This is a genomic window from Cupriavidus nantongensis, assembly GCF_041726985.1.
Classification (GTDB): Bacteria; Pseudomonadota; Gammaproteobacteria; order Burkholderiales; family Burkholderiaceae; genus Cupriavidus; species Cupriavidus nantongensis_A.
Genome location: NZ_CP168303.1, coordinates 462,829 through 480,194 on the forward strand (window position 1 = coordinate 462,829; position 17,366 = coordinate 480,194).

Here is a 17,366-nt window from a genome sequence, read left to right on the forward strand (position 1 = left end):
GCCGCCCGCGGCCGGCCCCAAGCTAGCCATGACCCAGAAGCTCACCATCACCCGCCCGGACGACTGGCACCTGCACCTGCGCGACGGCGCGGCGCTGGCCGCCGTGCTGCCCGACACCGCCCGCCAGTTCGCCCGCGCCATCGTCATGCCCAACCTGAAGCCGCCGGTGACCACGGTGGCGCAGGCACAGGCGTATCGCGCCCGCATCCTGGCGGCGCTGCCGGCCGGCATGCAGTTCGAGCCGCTGATGACGCTGTACCTGACCGACAACACCAGCCCCGAGGAAATCGCGGCGGCCAAGGCCAGCGGCTTCGTGCACGGCGTCAAGCTGTACCCGGCGGGCGCCACCACCAACAGCGACGCCGGCGTGACCGATATCCGCCGCTGCTATCCCGCGCTGGAAGCGATGCAGCGCGAAGGCCTGCCGCTGCTGGTGCACGGCGAAGTCACCGACCCGGCGATCGACATCTTCGACCGCGAGGCCGTGTTCATCGAGCAGGTGATGACGCCGCTGCGCCGCGACATGCCCGAGCTGAAGGTGGTGTTCGAGCACATCACCACCAAGGATGCGGCGCAGTACGTGCGCGACGCGAGCGGCCCGGTCGGCGCCACCATCACCGCGCACCACCTGCTCTACAACCGCAACGCCATCTTCACCGGCGGCATCCGCCCGCACTACTACTGCCTGCCGGTGCTCAAGCGCGAAACCCACCGCGAGGCACTGGTGGCCGCCGCCACCTCGGGCAGCGAGCGCTTCTTCCTGGGTACCGACAGCGCGCCGCACGCGCGCGGCCTGAAGGAGCACGCGTGCGGCTGCGCCGGCTGCTATACCGCGCTGCATGCGATGGAGTTGTATGCCGAAGCCTTCGACGCCGCCGGCGCGCTCGACAAGCTGGAAGCCTTCGCCAGTTTCAACGGCCCGGCTTTCTACGGGCTGCCGCGCAACACCGGCACGCTGACGCTGGCGCGCGAGGACTGGGAACTGCCGGCCGAGCTGCCTTACGGCGACACCACGCTGGTGCCGCTGCGCGGCGGCGAGACGCTGCGCTGGAAGGCACGCTGACGCCTTGCGCACGCAGCAGACCGCGGCCGGCGAGCACTTCGCCGCCGCGCTGGCCGGAATCGACTGGTCCCGGCCGTGGTTCCGGCCTTTTGCCGCACACGGCGCCGCGCTGGCCGCGGCAGTGCAGGGCGGCGCCGACCTGCGCAGCGCGCTCGATGCCCGCGCCGCGGCACTGGACCTGCGCAATGCGCGCGGGCTGCCGTTGCGCTTCATCGCCCAGCACGCCCTGCCGCACGGCAGCGCCTATGAAGCGCATATCGACACCACCGGTGCAGTCCCCACCCGCGACAATCTTCACGATTTCTTCAACGCGCTGATCTGGCTGCATTTCCCGCGGACCAAGCGCCTGTTGAACCAGATCCAGGCCGAGGTCATCGCCCGCGAGGGCGTACAGACCGCGCGCGGTGGCGTGCGCGATGCGGCGACGCTGTTCGACGAGAACGCGGTGCTGTTCCTCAGCACCGACGCGGGCATGACCGCGGCGCTCAGGGGGTTTGCGTGGGGGCCGCTGTTTGTCGATGGTCGGTCCCGGTGGGGAAGGGACTGCGCGGTGGTGCCATTCGGCCACGCCTTGCTCGAAAAACTGGTGCAACCGTACAAGGCGGTGACGGCGCACGCGTGGACACTGCCGCTCGTACCCGGCGATCCCGCACTCGATGCGGTGCTTGCCGGGTCACTGCAGGCCGCGGCCGATGCCGGCGCGTTGCTTGGCGGACGCAGCTTTGCGCCGCTGCCGGTGATGGGCATCCCGGGCTGGTGCGAGGACAACGCGGACCCCGACTTCTACACCGATGCCACCGTATTCCGTCCCGGCCGGCGCCGTGACGGCGATGCCGGCTGACGCCCCGGCAAGCGGCAGCAATCGGTGTTAGACTGCGGGCCGCAAAGCAGGCCAGGCAACCGCTGCCTGTACCGCAAGGTGCAGGGGGAGGAAAGTCCGGACTCCACAGGGCAGGGTGTTGGCTAACAGCCATCCACGGCAACGTGCGGAATAGGGCCACAGAGACGAGTCTTGCCGCCGGGTTCGCCCGGCGGGAAGGGTGAAACGCGGTAACCTCCACCTGGAGCAATCCCAAATAGGCAGGCGATGAAGCGGCCCGCTGAGTCTGCGGGTAGGGAGCTGGAGCCGGCTGGTAACAGCCGGCCTAGAGGAATGGTTGTCACGCGCCGCGCGCCGCAAGGCGGGCGGCGCGCACAGAATCCGGCTTATCGGCCTGCTTTGCTTCAGTCATCGGCATGGCCCGGCGCCCGAGCGGCGCATCGGGCCGGCCAAATTTCCATCAGCCTTCGACGATCTCCAGCGTGTGCGTGATCTCGGCCGTCTTGGCCAGCATGATCGACGCCGAGCAGTACTTCTCGTGCGACAGCTTGATCGCGCGCTCGACCGTGGCGGGGTTGAGATTCTTGCCGGTGACCACAAAATGGAAGTTGATGCGGGTGAACACCTTGGGATCTTCGCCGGCGCGTTCGGCCTGCAGCTGCACGCTGCAGCCGGTAACGTCCTGGCGGCCGCGCTTGAGGATCAGCACGACGTCATAGGCGGTGCAGCCGCCGGTGCCCAGCAACACCATTTCCATGGGCCGCGGGGCCAGGTTGTGGCCACCGCCTTCGGGCGCGCCGTCCATGGCAACGATATGGCCGCTGCCGGTCTGGGCGACGAAGCTCATGCCGTCGACGCCCATCCATGTTACTTTGCATTCCATTTTGTTCGTTCCTGTGCTTTGTTTTGTCGGTTTTCGATCACAAGCGCGTGATCTCGAATCTTGCTTTTCTCAGTATATGGCAAGGTCAAGTTCGGGGCATCGCTGCCGATAACCTTAGAAAACCTGAGGGTTTCCTCTAGTATGTCATTGCGATGAAACCTTGCTTGGTTCGGTAAGTTATTGATTTTCAAGGGTTTGAAACAAGGCTGGCGGGGTCAGGCAACGTTTCGTAATACGAAATCACATTTCGCACTGCAAATTTCCCTTGCATCCGGACAAACCCTAGGTATAATTCCAATCATTGAACGACGGCGCAGACAGCGCGCCAGAGTGCGAAAGCGAAGCCCCCGGGCCAAGCCCTCCGCACCGCCCGCAGGTCTCTCCGTCGATCTCCAGGTGTCTCCTCCACCCTCCTCCTTTGGTGGATTCAAACCCAAGCTCAAACGCTTGGGTTTTTTTTCGCCTGAACAAATGCCGTTGGCACTTCAAGTGCATTGGGCGGCCCCAGAACCGCGGCGATCGGCGTCGATCTTGACGAAAACTTGAGTCTTTGCTTGTGCGCTCGCTACGGCCGCCAGTATAATCGAGGGCTTTTCCGTCATGCCCGCGGAAGAAGACAGCAGCACCCGGCCACCTCAAAGGCGGCCACAAGACTTGCAGGGGCGAGCACAAGCCTTCGCGAGTCGGATTACGGGCACGAACTAATAGTCAGGAAAAATCATGAAGACCTTTTCCGCCAAGCCTCATGAGGTAAAGCGCGACTGGTACGTGATTGACGCGACGGACAAAGTCCTCGGCCGTGTCGCCAGCGAAGTGGCACGCCGTCTGCGCGGCAAGCACAAGCCGGAATTCACTCCGCACGTCGACACGGGTGATTACATCATCATCGTCAATGCAGCCAAGCTGCGTGTCACGGGTACCAAGGAAACGGACAAGAAGTACTATCGCCATTCGGGCTACCCGGGCGGTATCTACGAAACGACGTTCGGCAAGATGCAGCAGCGTTTCCCGGGCCGTGCCCTGGAAAAGGCTGTCAAGGGCATGCTGCCGAAGGGTCCGCTGGGCTACGCGATGATCAAGAAGCTGAAGGTTTACGCCGAAGCCGAGCATCCGCACGAAGCGCAGCAGCCCAAGGCGCTGGAAATCTAAGGAGGCCAATCCATGATCGGTAACTGGAATTACGGTACTGGCCGCCGCAAGAGCGCTGTGGCACGTGTCTTCATCAAGTCGGGCAAGGGCGACATCGTCGTCAACGGCAAACCCATCAAAGAGTATTTCGCTCGCGAAACCTCGCTGATGATCGTGCGCCAGCCGCTGGAACTGACCGCTCACGCTGAAACGTTCGACATCAAGGTCAACGTCACCGGCGGCGGCGAAACCGGCCAGGCCGGCGCAGTGCGCCACGGCATCACCCGCGCCCTGATCGACTACGATGCGACCCTGAAGTCGGCCCTGTCGAAGGCTGGCTACGTCACGCGCGATGCACGTGAAGTCGAGCGTAAGAAGGTCGGCTTCCACAAGGCGCGTCGTCGCAAGCAGTTCTCGAAGCGCTGATGCGTTTTCGCGGATCCGGCCCTGCCGGATCTTGCGAGACCAGAAAAACCGCACGCTGGCCGTGCGGTTTTTTTTCGTCCGCGGGCTAAGGAAGCGCGCTGTGCTGCCGTCATAGTAAGCAGGCCGCCATACTTTTGTGGGGTATCCGGCCGCACGCGGCTACAATCACGCCCTGTCGCCGACGGCAAGTCCACTTGCCGGCGCGCTTGCGCCAAGGGCAGGCCAGCCTGGCACGAACGAGAGAGGAGTGAGAGTCATGCTGTTTTCCAAGAAGAAGGGCCTTTCGATCGACACCCTGATCGGCGAAGACACCGCCATCGATGGCGACCTGGTGTTTGCCGGCGGCCTGCGCCTGGACGGACGCGTGCGCGGCAACGTGACCGCCGCGCCGGGCAAGCCCAGCATGCTGGTGGTCAGCGAGAAGGGCATGGTTGAAGGCGAGATCAGCGTCGGCCACCTGGTGCTGAACGGCACCGTCAAGGGCCCGGTGCAGGCTGCCGACCTGCTGGAGTTGCAGCCGCAGGCGCGGGTGCTGGGCGACGTGCGCTATGCCGCGCTCGAAATGCACCAGGGCGCGCTGGTCGAGGGCCGCCTGATGCCGGTGGTGCAGGGCGAGGTCAAGGCGTTGCCGAACCTGGTCGAAGCGGCGCCGGTGGCTCAAGTGACCGAAGCGGCCGCTGCTGACGGCGAAACTCTGGCAGCCGATGCCAGTCCCACTGAAAAAGCCGCGTAGCGGCGACTTCGATGCCGGGAACCCCTTGAAAACACAAGGTTTCGGCACGATTTCCCAGTAGCGCTTAGAATACAGGCGTATCTAAACAGGAGAACACCCCATGAACGCAGTCGCAGAGGCACCCGTTACCGAGGACGTGCCGGCACCGTTCGTCTTTACCGACAGCGCCGCCGACAAGGTCAAGCAGTTGATCGAGGAAGAGGGCAATGCCGAGCTGAAACTGCGCGTGTTCGTGCAGGGCGGCGGCTGCTCCGGCTTCCAGTACGGCTTCACCTTCGACGAGGAAGTCAACGAAGACGACACCACCATGGTCAAGAACGGCGTCACCCTGCTGATCGACTCGATGAGCTACCAATACCTGGTCGGCGCCGAGATCGACTACAAGGAAGACATCAACGGCGCGCAGTTCGTGATCAAGAACCCGAATGCCTCGACCACCTGCGGTTGCGGCTCGTCGTTCTCGGTCTGAGCGATCCCGCTTGCACAAAAAAACGCACCTTCGGGTGCGTTTTTTCTTGGGTGCGCTCCAGCTTACTGGCTGGCGCGCCAGACCACCGGAAACCAGTCCTCGCGCAGGCGCTCGCCGGTCTGCTGGCCGATGCCGGGGAACGGCGGCGAGGTCCGCCCGGGCCGCTGCATGAAGCGCACGTCGTCGCCGACGAAACGGGCCGAGAACGCCCGCCGCCGTCCGGTGCCGGTATTGCCGGCGGCGCCGTGCACGGTGCGGAAGTCGAACACCACCGCATCGCCCGGTTCCAGTTCCGGCGCCAGCAGCGTGTGGCTGCCGTCTTCCACATCGGGCATTTCCATGAAGGCGTCGTCGCCGCCATAGAAATTCTCGTTGCTGGCCCAGCGCTTGGGCCGCACCAGTCGCGGCCAGCGGTGCGAGCCGGCCACCACGCGCAGTGTGTTGGCCTGCGTGACGGGGTCCAGCGGAATCCAGTAGCTCGCGGTCTGGGTGCCATCGACGCAGTAGTAGGGCAGGTCCTGGTGCCATGGGGTGGGCTTGGCGGTGCCCGGCTCCTTGACCAGGATGTGCTCGTGGAACACCTGCACCGCCTGCGACTGCATGATGCGGCCGGCGATCCCGGCCGCGGCCGAGTCGCGGATAAAGGCGGCGAACGGGGCAATGCGCTGCCAGTTGCAATAGTCCTCGAAAAAGCGCCCGCCCTCGCCGGCGCGCACGTTCTCGATGGCAAAGGGGCCGGGCGCGGCCAGGTTCTGCGCGAAGCCTTCGCGCAGGCGCTCGACCCAGTCGGTAAAGGCGCCGCGCAAGACCAGCACGCCGTCGCGCTGGTAGGTGTCGATCTGTTCCCGGGTGATATCCATGGCGATTTGTGTGGGGGCGATGGGCCCAGTATCGCCATGCGCATGGGATAGGAAAAGCATATATTTCCTATGTTGCGATATAGGAAATCATGATCCCTTTCTCCTTCCGCCAGCTCGAGTACTTCGTCGCCGCCGCCGAGCACGGCAGCATCAGCGCCGCGGCCCGGGCGCGCCATGTGTCGCAGCCGTCGGTATCGACCGCTATCGCCCAGCTGGAGGATTCGCTGGGCGAGCCGCTGTTCCGGCGCCAGGTCAGCCGCGGGCTGTCGTTAACCCCGGCCGGGCAGCGCCTGCTGGGCAAGGCCCGCGACGTGCTCGCGCTGGCGGCGGGGCTTGCCGCCGATGACGGCGCCGGTCGGGGCCTGAGTGGCCAGCTGTCGCTGACCTGCTTCCAGGACCTGGGCCCCTACTTCGTGCCGCGCCTGCTGGCGGGACTGCGCGTGCGGCACCCCGGCATCTCGGTGACGCTGTTCGAGGCCGACCTCGCCACCGTCCATCGCACCTTGCAGGCCGGCAAGGCGGAACTGGCGGTGACCTATGAATTGGGATTCGACGCCCGCACCGAGCGGCGCACGCTGGCGGAGCTGGCGCCCTACGCGTTGCTCCCAGCCACCCATCCGCTGGCGAGCGGCGCCGATGTCAGCCTGGCCGACCTCGCTGCCGAGCGGCTGATCCTCGAGGACATTCCACAGACCCGCGAATACTTCCTGTCATTGTTCTGGGCCCATGGGCTGCGCCCGGCGCTGCACCAGTACACGCAGACCTTCGAGATGCAGCGCGGGCTGGTGGCGCATGGCTATGGCGTGGCGCTGTCGTGCACGCGGCCCGTGGGCGACCGCAGCTATGACGGCGTGCCGATTGCCTGCCGGCCGCTGCGCGAGCCGGTGACGCCGCAGCGCGTGGTGCTGGCGCACTCGCCGGCCATGCGGGCATCGCCGCTGGCGCAGGTGTTCATGGATTGGGTCGATGCAGGGGAGGGCGGCGCCGCGGTTCAGCGCGGGTAGATCGCACCCAGCACGCGCGGCCCGGCGGCGCCGGTCACGGTGGGAACGTTGCCAGGCAGGCGCAGCAGGCACTGGCGCGCGAGCCAGGCAAAGGCGATGGCTTCGACCTGCGACACCGGCACGCCGTAGTCGTCGGAGGTTTCGATGGCCACGCCTGGCAGGGCCTGCGCCAGCCGGGCCATCACGAAGGCATTGCGCGCGCCGCCGCCGCACACGATCAGCCGCCGCGCGGCGGGCGCGCTGGCGCGCACGTCACGCGCGATGGCCTCGGCGGTCAGCGCCGCCAGGGTCGCCTGCACGTCGGCCGGCGCGAGCTGCGGGAATGCTGCCAGCCGCGCTTCCAGCCAGTCGGGATGAAACAGGTCGCGCCCGGTGCTCTTGGGCGGCGGCGCGCTGAAGTAGGGCTCGGCCAGGCACTGCGCCAGCAGCGCGGCGTCGACGCGCCCGCTTGCGGCCCAGTCGCCGTTGTTGTCGAAGGCCAGGCCGCGGTGGCGGCCGATCCAGTAGTCGAGCAGCGCATTGCCCGGCCCGCAGTCGAAGCCGCTGATGGGCCCCGCTGCCGGCAGGATGCTGATGTTGGAGATGCCGCCGATATTGCAGGCCACGCGGGTCTCGGCGTCGCTGCCGAACAGCGCGTGGTGCAGCGCCGGCACCAGGGGTGCGCCCTGTCCCCCGGCGGCAATGTCGCGGCTGCGGAAGTCCGCCACCACGTCGATGCCGGTCAGCTCAGCCAGCCGCGCCGGATGCTGGCTCTGGCGGGTATAGCCGATGCCGTCGTAGAGGCCCGGCCGATGGCGGATGGTCTGGCCGTGGGCGCCGATGGCGGCCACCGAGGCGGCATCGACACGCGCCTCGCGCAACAGCGCGGCGGCGCAGTCGGCGTACACCTGCGCCAGCGCATTGGCCGCCAGCGCCTCGCGGTGGATCTCGTCCTCGCCCGGCTGCTGCAGGGCGCCGAAGGCGGCGCGCAGCGTGTCGGGGAAGGGCTGGCTGGCGGCCGCCAGCACCGCGGGGCGCGCGCCGCTGAAATCGACCAGTACCGCGTCGGCACCGTCCATGCTGGTGCCGGACATGATGCCGATATAGCGTTCGCTGCCGGGCACGGGGATCACGGTCGACGCGGTCAGTTGGCGGCGGTCAGCACGTTGTAGGTGCGCAGCGCGTTGATGCGGCTGAGCAGCCCGCTGGTGTAGGTCAGGAATTCCTGGCGCGACTTGCCGGTCAGCGCCGGGGATTCCATCAGCGTGATGGTCAGCGGGTTCTGCGGCACGTCGTTGAAGCGGAACTCGTAGTGCAGGTGCGGGCCGGTGGCCCAGCCGGTCGCGCCGACATAGCCGATCAGCTGGCCCTGGCGCACCGTCTGGCCCTGGCGCATGCCGGCAAAGCCGGACAGGTGCGCGTAGTAGGTGGAATAGCCGTTGGGATGCGACAGGATGATGATGTTGCCGTAGCCGTTCTGCTGGCCGACGAACTCGACCACGCCGTCGCCGGTGGCCAGCACCTTGGTGCCGGTCGGGGCGGCGAAGTCCACGCCCTTGTGCTGGGCCCAGTCGTGATGCAGCGGATGCTCTCGGCCGCCGAAGCCCGACGACACGCGCGAGAACTCCACCGGCGAACGCAGGAACGGCCGCTTCATGCTGCGCCCGTCGAAGGTGTAGTAGGCTCCACCGTCCTTGCTGCCCTCGGGCGCGAACCACAGCGCCTGGTGCAGCTGGTTGCGGTTGATCAGCTCGACCGCGACCACGCGGCCGTTGCGCACGAAGGTGCCGTCGCGGAAGCCCGCTTCATAGATGATGCGGAAGCGGTCGCCGGCGGCGATGTCGTGGTGGAAGTCGATCACGCCGGAGAAGATCGACAGCATCTGCTGCACCACTTCGTCGGGCACGTTAGCCGCGTCCATGGCCTTGAAGAAGCCGCCGGACGAAATCGCGCCCGAGGTCATCTCGTAGTGCACGTCGTTGTCGACGCGCTGCACCTTGGCCTTGTATGCGGCGGCGGTGTCGCCGCTGGCGGCGCGCACGCGCTCGATCACCAGTTCGCGCGAGGCCGCAGCGTCGCCGCCGAGGTTGGCCTGCAGCGACACCAGCGTGTTGCTCTCGTCGATTTCCGCCTGCACCGCCTGACCCGGGTTCAGGTTGAACAGGCCGCGCGCGGTCGGGTTCTTGACGATGAACGCCTGCGCGTCGGCATCGTCCACGCCCAGGCGCTTGAGCAGGCTGGCAATGGTGTCGCCACGCTGCATGCGCTCTTCGCGCACGTACACGGCCTGGCTGTCGGTGAGCTGTTCGAGCTGTTCGCGCACGTCGGGCATGCGCAGCGCCTGCTGGGTGCGGGGCGCGCGCGGATCGTCGTAGGCGCTGCGGGGCGCGACACCCATGGCCGCGGCCATGCCGAGCGTGAAGATCGCACCGACCGAGGCCGTCAGTTGTTTGCGCCGCCGCGCATGCTGGGGGTTGGTCGGATCGACCAGCACCACCAGCTCACGCGCGAAAACTTCGCGGAGTCTGGACCACATCACGTAAAATTCAACCTTGGTCTGAGCCCGCTGCCGGGGACGATGTGTCTCGTCTGCCTTCCTCCCCCGAGGTGCGGCGCGTGCTGTCAGTATTCAGTAATTTTGGCCGCCTGCCTTGCTGTGCAAACTGCCGAGCAAAGTGACGGGTGGCGCACCGGAAAGGCTTCCGCAGGCGCCCGGAAACGCGGATTATACCAAAATCCGGCCCTGGCGGCTGTCGGCAGATTTCCTAAAATTTCAAGTATTTCAAAGACTTACGTGATGACTGAAGTTGCCTCGGCCGCACCGGCCAAATACCCCCTGACGCCCTCGGTGATGCAGGCCCTGGAAATCTCCAAACGCGGCTGCGACGAGCTGCTGATCGAAGCGGAGTGGGCGCAGAAGCTGGCGCGCAGCGAGGCCACCGGCGTGCCGCTGCGCATCAAGCTGGGCCTGGACCCGACCGCGCCCGACATCCATATCGGCCATACCGTGGTGCTGAACAAGCTGCGCCAGCTGCAGGACCTCGGCCACCAGGTGATCTTCCTGATCGGCGACTTCACCTCGACCATCGGCGACCCGTCGGGCCGCAACAGCACGCGCCCGCCGCTCACGCGCGAGCAGATCGAGGCCAACGCCCAGACCTACTACCGCCAGGCGAGCCTGGTGCTCGACCCGGCCCGCACCGAGATCCGCTACAACAGCGAGTGGTGCGATCCGCTTGGCGCGCGCGGCATGATCCAGCTCGCCGCCAAGTACACCGTGGCGCGCATGATGGAGCGCGACGACTTCACCAAGCGCTTCCGCTCCGGGATTCCGATTTCCGTGCACGAGTTCCTCTACCCGCTGATGCAGGGCTACGACTCGGTGGCGCTGAAGTCCGACCTGGAGCTGGGCGGCACCGACCAGAAGTTCAACCTGCTGGTTGGGCGCGAGCTGCAGAAGGAATACGGCCAGGAGCCGCAGTGCATCCTGACCATGCCGTTGCTGGTGGGCCTGGACGGCGTCGAGAAGATGTCCAAGTCCAAGGGCAACTACGTCGGCGTGACCGAGGCCCCCAACGAGATGTTCGGCAAGCTGATGAGCATCTCGGACGACCTGATGTGGCAGTACTTCACGCTGCTGTCGTTCCGCCCGATGAGCGAGATCGACCTGATGAAGCAGGAGATCGCCGCCGGCCGCAACCCGCGCGACTGCAAGGTGCTGCTGGCGCAGGAGATCGTGGCGCGCTTCCACAGCCAGGCCGATGCCGAGAAGGCGCTGGAAGACTTCAACCACCGTGCGCGCGGCGGCGTGCCGGACGACATCCCGGCGGTGAGCCTGGAAGGTGCGCCGCTGGGCATCGCGCAGTTGCTCAAGCAGGCCAACCTGGTGCCGTCGACCTCGGAAGCCAACCGCAATATCGAGCAGGGCGGCGTCAAGATCGACGGCGCCACCGTGAGCGACAAGGCCACCAGGGTGGCCGCGGGCACCTACGTCGTGCAGGTCGGCAAGCGCCGCTTTGCGCGCGTGACGCTGGCCTGAGGCGGCGATGATCGCGCTGATCCAGCGGGTGGCCCAGGCCCGCGTCACGGTCGCAGGCCGCACCACCGGCGAAATCGGCGCCGGCCTGCTGGCACTGGTCTGCGCCGAGCGCGGCGACACCGAGGCCCAGGCCGAGCGGCTGCTGGCCAAGATGCTGTCGTACCGGGTGTTTTCCGATGCGGACGGCAAGATGAACCTGCCGGTGCAGAACATCGACGGCAACGGCAATCCGGGCGGGCTGCTGGTGGTGTCGCAGTTCACGCTGGCGGCCGATACCAACAGCGGCACGCGGCCGAGCTTCACCCCCGCGGCCTCGCCCGAGGACGGCCGGCGCCTGTACGAGCATTTCGTGGCGCGGGCGCGCGCTGCGCATCCGCATGTGCAGACCGGCGAGTTCGGCGCGATGATGCAGGTCAGCCTGGTCAACGACGGTCCGGTCACGTTCTGGCTGCGCGTGGCGCCGGCCTGAACCGATTCGAGGTTGCCGCGTTTCCGGCGCGGCATCAAGACAGGAGAGACAAATGAAACTCTGGAGCAAGTCCTTCAACGACAACGCGCCGATCCCCGGCGAGTTTGCCTTCTGCGTGCCCGACGCCGCCGCCCACGTGGCCCTGTCGAACAACCGCAATCCCGACCTGCACTGGGAAGACGCGCCGGCCGAGACGCGCTCGTTCGTGCTGATCTGCCACGACCGCGACGTCCCCAGCAAGGGCGACGACGTCAACCAGGAAGGCCGCGAAGTGCCGGCCTCGCTGCCGCGCGTGGACTTCTTCCACTGGGTGCTGGTCGACGTCCCGCCCGGCCTGACCTCGATCGCCGCGGGTTCGCACAGCGATGGCGTGATCGCGCGCGGCAAGCCGGGCCCGGAAGCCACCGGCGGCACCGCCACCGCGGGCGGCCTGCGCCACGGCATCAACGACTACACCGGCTGGTTCGCCGGCGATGCCGACATGAAGGGCGACTATTACGGCTATGACGGTCCGTGCCCGCCGTGGAACGACGCGCTGCTGCACCACTACGTGTTCACGCTGTATGCGCTCGACTTCGACCGGCTCCCGCTGGAAGGCACCTTTACCGGCACCCAGGTGCGCGAGGCGATCCAGGGCCACGTGCTGGCGCAGGCCAGCCTGACCGGCACCTATACGCTGAACCCGAAGCTGGCCAAGTCATCGGCGGCCTGACGCCGGGCAGGACGGCCCTGGCAAGCACCCGCAGCAACCCCGAAGGAAACGGCATGTCGCAAAGCCCCGGGCCGCATTCGCTGGCCTTTACCCACCTGATCGTGATCCGCCACGGCGAAACGGCCTGGAACCGGGAGCGTCGGCTGCAGGGCCAGCTCGATATTCCGCTGAACGAGACCGGCCATGCGCAGGCACGCGCGCTGGCAAATGCGCTGGCGGGCGAGCCGATCGATGCGGTGTATTCCAGCGACCTGTCGCGCGCGCTGGAAACCGCCGCGCCGCTGGCCGAAGCGCTGGGGTTGCAGGTGCGCGCCGATGCGCGGCTGCGCGAGCGCAGCTACGGCGCGCTGCAGGGCAAGACCTACGCCGAGGTGGCCGAGCACCTGCCGGAAGACTTTGCCCGCTGGCAGGCGCGCGTTCCCGATTACGCGCCGCCCGAGGGCGAGTCGCTGCTGGGTTTCCATGAGCGCGCGGTCGACGCGGTGCTGGCGCTGTCGCGCCGGCACCCCGGCGAACGCATCGCGCTGGTGGCGCACGGCGGCGTGCTCGACTGCCTCTACCGCGAGGCCACCGGCATGACGCTGGAAGCGCCCCGCCAGCACGAGCTGCTCAATGCCAGCGTCAACCGCCTGCGCAGCGACAGCACCCACCTGACGCTGGCCCAGTGGGGCGACGTCAGCCACCTCGAGAACCTGGCGCTGGACGAGGCGGACCGGCGCGTGCCATAGCGCGGCGCTAGACCCGGACGCGGAACGGCGTGAAGTTGGTATGCCGGTCGAAGTAATCTTCGTTCTCGGCCCGCTTCAGGAAGCCCACCACCTTGTACGTGACCGGCGTCATCACCACCTCCCAGCCGGTCTTCAGCACGTACTGCGCCACCGCCACCTGGACCACCTGCTCCAGCGGCCAGATGCCGTAGAAGGCGATCACATAGAACAGCGACGAGTCCACCAGCTCGCCGGCCAGCGTCGAGCCGACGGTGCGCGTCCACAGCCAGCGGCCGCCGGTCCACAGTTTCATCCTGGCCAGCACATAGCTGTTGGTAAAGCTGCCGCAGCAGAACGCCACCAGCGAGCCGAGCGCGATGCGCCAGGTATTGCCGAACACGTCCTGCAGGCTCTTCTGGTAGTCCGCCATGAACGGCGCGACCGGCATGTTCAGCACCACCACGCTCATGAAGGTGGCGAAGGCCAGCGCGGCAAAGCCGGCCCACACCACGCGCCGGTCGCGGCCGTAGCCGTAGACCTCGGTGAGCACGTCGCCGAAGATGTACGAGACCGGGAAGAACAGCACGCCCGCGCCGAAGGTGACAGTGCCGATCAGCGGCAGTGTGACCTGCGCCGCCTTGGCCGCGCCGATCAGGTTCGAGCACAGCAGCACGGTGACGAAGGCCACCATGACGAAGTCGTAGTAACGGTAGACGCGGCCCGGTTGGGTCGTGCTGGCGGGGACGGCGGACATGGGGGCTCCCGGTCGGAGGCGCTGGCGCGCCATGTTTGGGCGCGATTATGCCAGCGGGCCACGCAATCCGCCGTGCCAGCCGCCCGTAAACGAAAATTCCCGGCCGAAGCCGGGAATCGCAAGCATGGCGAGAGAGAGCGGGCGCTGTACCGCGGCCGCGTCAGATGTCCAGCTTGGTAATCTTGGAGCCGTTCACCGAGACGTCGAACATCAGCCCGGCATTGGTCTGCACGAAGCCCACCACCGGCTGCTGCGTGGTCAGCGTATCGAGCTGGCCGTTGGCGCCGACCTTGGCCACCGCCACGTTGGCATCGGCGCCGGCGGTCCAGCCCTTGCTGGAAACAAACTTGTTGTAGGCATCCGGGGTCATGAACATGATGATGATCGCCTTGGACTGCCCGCCGGCGGTCAGGCCGACCGAGGCCTGCGCGGTGCTGTAGTAACCCACCGTCGAACCCCGCGAGCGCAGCGCGCCTTCGCCATACTCGCCGCCGACCACCAGGCCGGCCGCGATCACGCGCGGGAACACCAGGATGCCCTGCGCACGCTGGGCCAGCTCGCGCGAGCCGTTGACCGACGAGTACAGCCGGTTCAGCGCGCCATCGACGCCGGCATCGATTTCCTTGCGCTTGGCGGCGGGATCGTTCGAGGCGCTGGTACCGGTGGTGGTGCAGCCCGCGGCCATCACGGTGGCGACGAGCAGGCCCGACCCGGCGACGCGGGTGACAAAGTGGCGACGATTCATAGGTAACCTCCTGATGGGAAAAGTACCGCGCCTGATTCAGTGGCTCAGTTTGCTGCGGCTGCCGCTGGCGCCCTGACCGTAATGGCCACGACTTCACGGTAGACGATCTTGGCCATCTGGCCTTGCTTGATACCCTTCAGGTCGATGGCGGGGTCTTCGACCTTGACCGTGCGCAGCGTCTCGCGCGGGCCGCGGAAGGTGAGCTGGCGCTTGGCCGGGTCGACCTTGGTGATCTGGGCGGTCACCGTGGTGGTGATCTCGCGCATGATGCCGGGCTTGCCGCCCTCGGCCGCGCGCGTGGTGCGGTCGACCGATTCGGCCAGTGCCGTCGCCTTGCTGTCGACCGGCTCCAGCGCCGCGACCAGCGCGGCGCCGCGCGCCACGGTCAGGATGTCGCCCTTGCGGATCTGGCCGAAATTGCGCACCTCGTCGCCGCCCACCAGCTCGACCACATTGCCGCGCGGGCCCTGCACCAGCACCGCCTTGGTTTCGGGATCGATATCGACGATCTTGCCGCTGATGACCGCTTCTTCTGCCACGCCGACCGGGGCCGGCGGGCGCTGGGCGTTGGCGCTGCCGGCGCTGAAAGCGGCCAGGGCGAAAAGTGCGGCGAGCAGGCTGGAACACTGGCGGATCATGGCTTTCCTTGACAGGTTTGCAAAGGAGCCGTGCCCCGGCGGACACAGCCGTCATGGCACCGGGCAGGTGCCGATGAAGCCATTGTGGACAATCGGCCACCGGCCAGCAATCCACTTCGAAAAAATTTGGGGTGCGAAATTAAAACGTTTAATTGATCGCGGTATGTGCGCCATGGCACACCGCGCCCGCCCAGTTTCAGGTGTCGCCAAACAGTTCGCCGCCGTCGCCTGCCATGCCTTGCGGGCTGGCCAGGCCGAAATGCCGGTAGGCCGCCGCAGTGGCGACGCGCCCGCGCGGAGTGCGTTGCAGGTAGCCCTGCTGGATCAGGTAGGGCTCGAGCACGTCTTCGATGGTGTCGCGCTCTTCGCCGATGGCGGCGGCGAGGTTGTCCACGCCGACCGGGCCGCCGCCGAACTTGTGCAGCACCGCCTCGAGCAGCTTGCGGTCCATCAGGTCGAAGCCGACGCGGTCGACGTCGAGCATGGCGAGTGCGGCATCGGCCATCTCGCGCGTGATGGTGCCGTCGCCCTTGACCTCGGCATAGTCGCGCACGCGGCGCAGCAGCCGGTTGGCGATGCGGGGCGTGCCGCGCGCGCGCCGGGCGATTTCCAGCGCGCCTTGCGGATCGATGCGGGCGTGCAGCAGCTGCGCCGAGCGGCTGACGATGCGGGCCAGTTCCTCGGCGGTATAGAACTCCAGCCGCGCGACGATGCCGAAGCGGTCGCGCAGCGGGTTGGTCAGCATGCCGGCGCGCGTGGTCGCGCCCACCAGCGTGAACGGCTGCAGGTCCAGCTTGACCGAGCGCGCCGCCGGGCCCTCGCCGATCATGATGTCGATCTGGTAGTCCTCGAGCGCCGGGTACAGGATTTCCTCGACCACCGGCGAGAGCCGGTGGATCTCGTCGATGAAGAGGACGTCGTTGGCTTCGAGGTTGGTCAGCAGCGCGGCGAGGTCGCCGGGGCGCTCCAGCACCGGGCCGGAGGTCTGGCGCAGGTTGACCCCCATCTCGCGCGCGATGATGTGGGCCAGCGTGGTCTTGCCCAGCCCGGGCGGGCCGAACAGCAGCACATGGTCGAGCGCCTCGCGGCGCTTGCGCGCCGCATGCATGAAGATGTCCAGCTGCCCGCGCACCTTTTCCTGGCCGACATACTCGTCCAGCAGCTTGGGCCGCAGCGCGCGCTCGAACGCCTCCTCCTGCGACGAGGCGGGGGTGGCGGCGATCACGCGGGCGGGGGCGGCAAGCTTGTCTGTTTCGATCATGGTGGTCAGGGGCCCGGACTGCGGCAACAAAGCGCCATTCTACGCGCCATTTTGCGGCGCAACCCCGGGCTCAACCCTTCGACAGCGCCTTCAGCGCCAGCTTGATGCCCTCGGACACGCCGGTGCCGGCCGGCACCTGCTTGATCGCCGCGGCGGCTTCCTTCTCGGAATAGCCCAGCGCCAGCAGCGCATTGAGCACGTCGACGGCACTGTCGGGCACCGCCGGCGTGCCGGGCGCGTGGCCCAGTTCCGCGCCGAGCTTGCCCTTGAGCTCCAGCAGCAGGCGCTCGGCGGTCTTCTTGCCGATGCCGGGAATGCGCGTCAGGCGCCCGGCTTCCTGCAGCGTGATCGCCTGCGCCAGCTCGGGCACGGACATGCCCGACAACACCGCCAGCGCCATGCGCGCGCCGATGCCGGTGATCTTGATCAGCTCGCGGAAGGTGTTGCGCTCGGCCGCGCTGCCGAAGCCGTACAGCAGGTGCGCGTCCTCGCGCACGATCAGCTGCGTCAGCAGGGTCACCGGCTGGCCCACCGCGGGCAGGTTGTAGAAGGTGCTCATCGGCACGTCGACCTCGTAGCCGACGCCGTGGCAGTCGACCAGCAAGTGCGGGGGATTCTTCTCGATAAGGTTGCCGGCGATGCGTCCGATCATGGTGCGGGAAAAAACAGGAGGTCA

General features: G+C 67.2%; 20 protein-coding genes and 1 other RNA gene. 12 read left to right on the forward strand and 9 right to left on the reverse strand.

From position 1 onward, the window contains the following. The first annotated feature begins 28 nt into the window (after nt 1-28). The 3 genes from pyrC to rnpB all read left to right on the forward strand — a co-directional run bounded on the left by pyrC (nt 29) and on the right by rnpB (nt 2,288). On the forward strand, nt 29-1,063 hold the full coding sequence (pyrC, locus tag ACEI37_RS13195) for a dihydroorotase (RefSeq protein ID WP_373379254.1): 1,035 nt from the start codon (nt 29-31) through the stop codon (nt 1,061-1,063). A 4-nt stretch (nt 1,064-1,067) separates the two neighbouring features. Beyond that, nucleotides 1,068-1,904: a DUF3025 domain-containing protein gene (locus ACEI37_RS13200; RefSeq protein WP_373379255.1), complete on the forward strand. Its 837-nt coding sequence runs from the start codon at nt 1,068-1,070 to the stop codon at nt 1,902-1,904. A 43-nt stretch (nt 1,905-1,947) separates the two neighbouring features. Further along, nucleotides 1,948-2,288, forward strand: an RNA gene (gene rnpB / locus ACEI37_RS13205) — RNase P RNA component class A. Between the two features lie 55 nt (nt 2,289-2,343). Here rnpB and ACEI37_RS13210 read toward each other — a convergent pair. Next, nucleotides 2,344-2,766 (reverse strand): OsmC family protein, encoded by a 423-nt coding sequence (locus ACEI37_RS13210; RefSeq protein ID WP_373379256.1) that lies wholly within the window; start codon nt 2,764-2,766, stop codon nt 2,344-2,346. 720 nt (nt 2,767-3,486) lie between these two features. On the opposite strand from ACEI37_RS13210, the gene rplM reads away from it, so the two are divergent. The 4 genes from rplM (at nt 3,487) to erpA (ending at nt 5,522) form a co-directional block, all read left to right on the forward strand. Then, entirely contained in the window at nt 3,487-3,915 is a 429-nt protein-coding gene (gene rplM, locus ACEI37_RS13215) for a 50S ribosomal protein L13 (protein WP_010813907.1), read from the forward strand. A gap of 12 nt (nt 3,916-3,927) precedes the next feature. Beyond that, complete coding sequence (gene rpsI / locus ACEI37_RS13220; RefSeq protein WP_012351769.1) at nt 3,928-4,320, forward strand: 30S ribosomal protein S9; 393 nt, start codon at nt 3,928-3,930, stop codon at nt 4,318-4,320. Nucleotides 4,321-4,576: 256 nt separating this feature from the next. Continuing rightward, on the forward strand, nt 4,577-5,053 hold the full coding sequence (locus ACEI37_RS13225; protein ID WP_373379257.1) for a polymer-forming cytoskeletal protein: 477 nt from the start codon (nt 4,577-4,579) through the stop codon (nt 5,051-5,053). Between the two features lie 100 nt (nt 5,054-5,153). After that, nucleotides 5,154-5,522, forward strand: a complete 369-nt coding sequence (gene erpA / locus ACEI37_RS13230; RefSeq protein ID WP_010813904.1) for an iron-sulfur cluster insertion protein ErpA — start codon at nt 5,154-5,156, stop codon at nt 5,520-5,522. Between the two features lie 62 nt (nt 5,523-5,584). Here erpA and ACEI37_RS13235 read toward each other — a convergent pair whose 3' ends face one another. Next, on the reverse strand, nt 5,585-6,382 hold the full coding sequence (locus ACEI37_RS13235; RefSeq protein ID WP_373379259.1) for a phytanoyl-CoA dioxygenase family protein: 798 nt from the start codon (nt 6,380-6,382) through the stop codon (nt 5,585-5,587). Nucleotides 6,383-6,471: 89 nt separating this feature from the next. Here ACEI37_RS13235 and ACEI37_RS13240 point away from each other — a divergent pair, with 89 nt between their 5' ends. Continuing rightward, nucleotides 6,472-7,386: a LysR family transcriptional regulator gene (locus tag ACEI37_RS13240; protein ID WP_373379260.1), complete on the forward strand. Its 915-nt coding sequence runs from the start codon at nt 6,472-6,474 to the stop codon at nt 7,384-7,386. Here ACEI37_RS13240 and ACEI37_RS13245 read toward each other — a convergent pair. Both ACEI37_RS13245 and ACEI37_RS13250 read right to left on the reverse strand, forming a co-directional pair. Next, nucleotides 7,374-8,459: an anhydro-N-acetylmuramic acid kinase gene (locus ACEI37_RS13245; protein WP_373380257.1), complete on the reverse strand. Its 1,086-nt coding sequence runs from the start codon at nt 8,457-8,459 to the stop codon at nt 7,374-7,376. The genes ACEI37_RS13240 and ACEI37_RS13245 overlap by 13 nt on opposite strands. 50 nt (nt 8,460-8,509) lie before the next feature. Continuing rightward, nucleotides 8,510-9,901, reverse strand: coding sequence for a M23 family metallopeptidase (locus tag ACEI37_RS13250; RefSeq protein ID WP_373379261.1), 1,392 nt, complete (start codon nt 9,899-9,901; stop codon nt 8,510-8,512). A gap of 261 nt (nt 9,902-10,162) precedes the next feature. On the opposite strand from ACEI37_RS13250, the gene tyrS reads away from it, so the two are divergent. Genes tyrS through ACEI37_RS13270 form a run of 4 tightly spaced genes read left to right on the forward strand, consistent with a single transcriptional unit; the run spans nt 10,163 to nt 13,313 of the window. After that, the gene (gene tyrS / locus ACEI37_RS13255; protein ID WP_373379262.1) at nt 10,163-11,404 is read left to right on the forward strand and encodes a tyrosine--tRNA ligase; all 1,242 of its coding nucleotides are present in this window, start codon (nt 10,163-10,165) and stop codon (nt 11,402-11,404) included. Between the two features lie 7 nt (nt 11,405-11,411). Continuing rightward, nucleotides 11,412-11,873 carry a D-aminoacyl-tRNA deacylase gene (gene dtd, locus ACEI37_RS13260; RefSeq protein ID WP_373379263.1) on the forward strand — a complete coding sequence of 154 codons (462 nt, stop codon included), beginning with the start codon at nt 11,412-11,414 and terminating at the stop codon, nt 11,871-11,873. A gap of 52 nt (nt 11,874-11,925) precedes the next feature. Next, nucleotides 11,926-12,585, forward strand: a complete 660-nt coding sequence (locus tag ACEI37_RS13265) for a YbhB/YbcL family Raf kinase inhibitor-like protein (RefSeq protein WP_373379264.1) — start codon at nt 11,926-11,928, stop codon at nt 12,583-12,585. 53 nt (nt 12,586-12,638) lie between these two features. After that, nucleotides 12,639-13,313, forward strand: a complete 675-nt coding sequence (locus ACEI37_RS13270; protein ID WP_373379265.1) for a histidine phosphatase family protein — start codon at nt 12,639-12,641, stop codon at nt 13,311-13,313. Between the two features lie 7 nt (nt 13,314-13,320). Here ACEI37_RS13270 and ACEI37_RS13275 read toward each other — a convergent pair whose 3' ends face one another. From ACEI37_RS13275 to ruvA, 5 genes are all read right to left on the reverse strand, one after another. Continuing rightward, nucleotides 13,321-14,046, reverse strand: a complete 726-nt coding sequence (locus tag ACEI37_RS13275) for a queuosine precursor transporter (RefSeq protein ID WP_373379266.1) — start codon at nt 14,044-14,046, stop codon at nt 13,321-13,323. Nucleotides 14,047-14,206: 160 nt separating this feature from the next. Beyond that, nucleotides 14,207-14,791, reverse strand: coding sequence for a YSC84-related protein (locus tag ACEI37_RS13280; protein ID WP_373379267.1), 585 nt, complete (start codon nt 14,789-14,791; stop codon nt 14,207-14,209). 44 nt (nt 14,792-14,835) lie between these two features. Then, nucleotides 14,836-15,429 carry a hypothetical protein gene (locus ACEI37_RS13285; protein WP_373379268.1) on the reverse strand — a complete coding sequence of 198 codons (594 nt, stop codon included), beginning with the start codon at nt 15,427-15,429 and terminating at the stop codon, nt 14,836-14,838. A 196-nt stretch (nt 15,430-15,625) separates the two neighbouring features. After that, complete coding sequence (ruvB, locus tag ACEI37_RS13290) at nt 15,626-16,690, reverse strand: Holliday junction branch migration DNA helicase RuvB (protein ID WP_373379269.1); 1,065 nt, start codon at nt 16,688-16,690, stop codon at nt 15,626-15,628. Between the two features lie 70 nt (nt 16,691-16,760). Further along, nucleotides 16,761-17,342 (reverse strand): Holliday junction branch migration protein RuvA, encoded by a 582-nt coding sequence (gene ruvA / locus ACEI37_RS13295; RefSeq protein WP_373379270.1) that lies wholly within the window; start codon nt 17,340-17,342, stop codon nt 16,761-16,763. Nucleotides 17,343-17,366: the final 24 nt, after the last annotated feature.